A 3,431-nucleotide genomic window follows, 5' to 3' on the forward strand; every position below is an offset into this window, starting at 1 on the left:
AAATCCTTATCTGGCAAGAGACTTAATTGATTAGTTCGCTCTAGATCAAAAATAATTGACAAAAATCGCCAAATGCCTTTCTATATAAGGGTTCCATCCCTTATAACCCCCGTCCATTGCATAACAAAAACCGAAGAACCGAAGTGATTAGACTTCATACCAAAGGCTATCAGCAAGATTAAGTGTCCACTGTTTAAAAAATTTAGGGTATTTTGTTGACGTGATTTCTTTCCCTTCGCGAATTTTCCCCTTCCACTTTTCGATAGTTGAGGTTGGTATGCCTATCTTTTTACTTAATTGGTCATTGGTTAAGCCTTGTCGGTTGCTTACTGTACCCTCACCCGTTACTGATTCAATTGAGTCAGTTTCACCCGGAACGGGACCGATCGATCCCGTTACCAGTTCATCTATTAATGAGATTGGTTCCACAGTATCAGCAGTCTCTACATTTTCCTGATTGGGAAGGGGGGAATTGCCTGATTCATCCACAGACTCATCTATTTCTGTGACAGCCTCTACAGTATTTATGGCAGTCTCAACGGTATAAACAGTCTCAACCGTGGCAACGGTTCCCATATCGGGGTTTTCCCCTTGTCTATCCTTTTGACTATCTGTGTCTATACTGTCTATCTCGCTGTCTATTCTTTGACTATCCAATTGAGAAGCGAGAGCATTTAGCCTGTGTTCCAAGCTGATCATTCTGTTGGTTAATCCTTGATCACAATCATTTAGGCGATCATCAAAAGCCTCTACCCAATCGTTAAGTTTTTTGGCTATACTGCCTACTCGTTCGTCTATCTTTTGAGTATCCGTCTCTAATTTGTCTATCCGATTGCTGTCTATCTGATTGTCTATCTTGTCTATCCGGTTCCCCTTACCCGTGACTAGCTTAATGTCTATCCTACCGTCTAGGCATTGATTAATAAAATCATATAGAAGTGAGGCCGTATCAGTGTTGTGGGATTTTGCCAAGTCCCCAAAAGCTTGTCTTTTGTCCCCTTCGATCCTGATTGTGATTAGTTTATCGCGTGCCATAGTTGTCTATCCTTTTTGTCTATCTGTCTATTCATAGGATAGCCAATTGTATAGTCACTGTCTAGCCAAGATGGACACTTTGAGAAGTGTCATACCGCTAACTGATTTTCTGTTTACGGCAAACAAAACTATGATAATATTGGGTCATTAAAAAATTAGGGTCTGGCTGGGTAGAAGATAGGCAATCACTCAGAGAGCTAACTGATTGCGATCATGCCACAATTATTAAGCATAAAAAATGACCAAAACAGCATATAATCAGGGTTGTCTTTTCGGCAAAACCCTAACGCTGAGTGATAGTGATTGGGAAAACCTAACCGAACTATCAAAGGCTGTATCTGGCGATTGGGAGCGGGTTTTAGTCCACGATCTTGCCAATATACTACCCAAGAAATATCAAGAAAGCGTAAGCATCGAAGCGAGTAAATACTCTAGTTATTCTGGTTTTATCGTTGGGGTCTTGGATGCTTTAGTTAGTTAAAATTATTAACTACAAAAAGACGGGTTAACCCGTCTTTTTTTGGGTTAAATTAGACTATCTAAAATATCTGTCACCTCTCCCTGATGATTTTTACGGTTATCGTCATAAATTAAAAGGGTATTCAAGCTAGAGTGCCTCGATAACTTCTGGACCCTCCTAACATCCCCCCCGGTAGCCTCAAGCGCGGCGGTGATACTGCTATGGCGTACCCTATGGGGTGACATAGTTTTAGTTATGCCGGCATCCTGACAGCGTTCTTTAACAATATTGTAGATAGCTTGAGTGCATAGGCGGCCGTCCCGGTATCCGGCATTCACAGAACAAAACAGGGCCTTATCGGGGTTAGTCTCACCCCTTGCTGACAGCCAAGACTCAATCGCCGTGACCGTGCCACTGCCAAGAGAGACAATCTCTGATTGATTCCCCCTACCCTTACCGTAAATTCTCAGGGTTTTAGCTACCGGGTCAAAGTCAGCGATATTGGCTTTTGACACTTCGGACCGTCTTAGGGCATTACTCCAAAGAAGCATCAAGAGGGCATAATCACGGATACCTTTTAATGTTCCCCGGTCAATCCCCCCTAGCACTCGCTTGAATGTCTCCGGGTCAACCCCGGAAGTATCTCTATAAGCTGACAGCTTCTCACCCTTGACCGCTTCTAACATAAATTCACAGTGACCGCAATTATAAGCAAAACAGACTAATGACTTGATAGCGGCTAACCGTCGGTTAATCGTTGCTGATTTTAACCCCTTTTGGAGTAAATCCCCTTTATAGCGGGAAACTAGGGCATAAGCACCATGGCGATCAAGTGATAGGAATTTTCCCAATTCCGTACCCAGATCAGCGAGAAAATTATCAATATCTTTTTGGTACACACGCCGCGTGTGATTGCTTCGCTTAGTATTCAACCAATCACCTAAAACCCTCTCCCAATCGGTGTTAGGGGGAACCAGGGTTAAGTGAGAAACTTTGGAGTTAAGTGGTACAAGGTTACTGTTCATCTTGCGAAAAGGTTTATTATCGAAACATTAAGAATTGTTAAGAACCCAAAGCATTCTCAACTGAGTGAAGCTTCTCTTTGAGATGCGATACAAGTTTTTCGTTTTATCCGACTCCAATAGGCTTGCTTGTAATTACTCTTGTAGCGGGCGGAAGAATTTTCTCGATTTGTTCCCCCTCTTTCTGTTTAGTGTCAAACAAATCCAATCGGGTTTGAAGATTCAACCAAAAATCAGGAGAGACTTGGAAGTATTTAGCAAGTCTTAAAGCGGTGCTAGGGGTAATCCCCCGGCGACGGTTGACAATTTCATTAATTCGCTGGTAAGGAACCCCAATCGCATCAGCGAGTTGACTCTGTGTGATGCCCATCGGCTTCAAAAATTCCTCGTTCAGCATTTCACCCGGATGGGTGGGTCTTCTATGGGTGGGTGTGCGAACCATGTTTATACTCCTTTTTTAACTGGAATGATAATCAACGACTTCAACATTATCTGGACCGTTTATAGTCCAGATAAAACAGATACGGTACTGATCATTGATTCGGATGCTATGCTGACCTTGCCGATCACCGACTAAAACTTCCAAACAATTGTTGGGTGGAATGCGTAGGTCATCTAGCGAAGTTGCCGAATCGACTAAATCCAGTTTCCGTCGCACCACGTTCCATAAATTTCTAGGGCAGGTTTTCCGTGCTTTTTTGGTATCCTCACCATTGAAAATATTTTTAGTAGCTGTATTCCTGAATGAGACTATCATAATAACACGGTAGCACGTTTTTCATGTTAGACGTTCGCTAAGTAGTCATGCAAAATTAATTACCCAAATAAAAAATTAAGAAGTATAATACATAAAAGGCTCTTCGGTAATTGTTATGCAATGGACGGGGGTTATAAGGGATGGAACCCTTATATAG

At 42.3% G+C, this 3,431-nt stretch carries 5 protein-coding genes; 1 reads left to right on the top strand and 4 read right to left on the bottom strand.

Annotated elements, in window-relative coordinates; genetic code table 11:
• Positions 1–147: 147 nt before the first annotated feature.
• Positions 148–1,035, bottom strand: a complete 888-nt coding sequence (locus PX481_RS18690; RefSeq protein ID WP_288095402.1) for a hypothetical protein — start codon at positions 1,033–1,035, stop codon at positions 148–150.
• 238 nt (positions 1,036–1,273) lie between these two features.
• On the opposite strand from PX481_RS18690, the gene PX481_RS18695 reads away from it, so the two are divergent.
• On the top strand, positions 1,274–1,516 hold the full coding sequence (locus PX481_RS18695; protein WP_288024931.1) for a hypothetical protein: 243 nt from the start codon (positions 1,274–1,276) through the stop codon (positions 1,514–1,516).
• 44 nt (positions 1,517–1,560) lie between these two features.
• On the opposite strand, the gene PX481_RS18700 is transcribed toward PX481_RS18695, so the two are convergent.
• The 3 genes from PX481_RS18700 to PX481_RS18710 all read right to left on the bottom strand — a co-directional run bounded on the left by PX481_RS18700 (position 1,561) and on the right by PX481_RS18710 (position 3,274).
• Positions 1,561–2,427, bottom strand: coding sequence for a tyrosine-type recombinase/integrase (locus PX481_RS18700; RefSeq protein WP_288024928.1), 867 nt, complete (start codon positions 2,425–2,427; stop codon positions 1,561–1,563).
• Between the two features lie 196 nt (positions 2,428–2,623).
• The gene (locus PX481_RS18705; RefSeq protein WP_123230360.1) at positions 2,624–2,959 is read right to left on the bottom strand and encodes a HigA family addiction module antitoxin; all 336 of its coding nucleotides are present in this window, start codon (positions 2,957–2,959) and stop codon (positions 2,624–2,626) included.
• Positions 2,960–2,974: 15 nt separating this feature from the next.
• The gene (locus PX481_RS18710; RefSeq protein WP_123230361.1) at positions 2,975–3,274 is read right to left on the bottom strand and encodes a type II toxin-antitoxin system RelE/ParE family toxin; all 300 of its coding nucleotides are present in this window, start codon (positions 3,272–3,274) and stop codon (positions 2,975–2,977) included.
• Between the last annotated feature and the right edge of the window lie 157 nt (positions 3,275–3,431).

Source organism: Microcystis sp. M53603_WE2 (genome assembly GCF_030065435.1).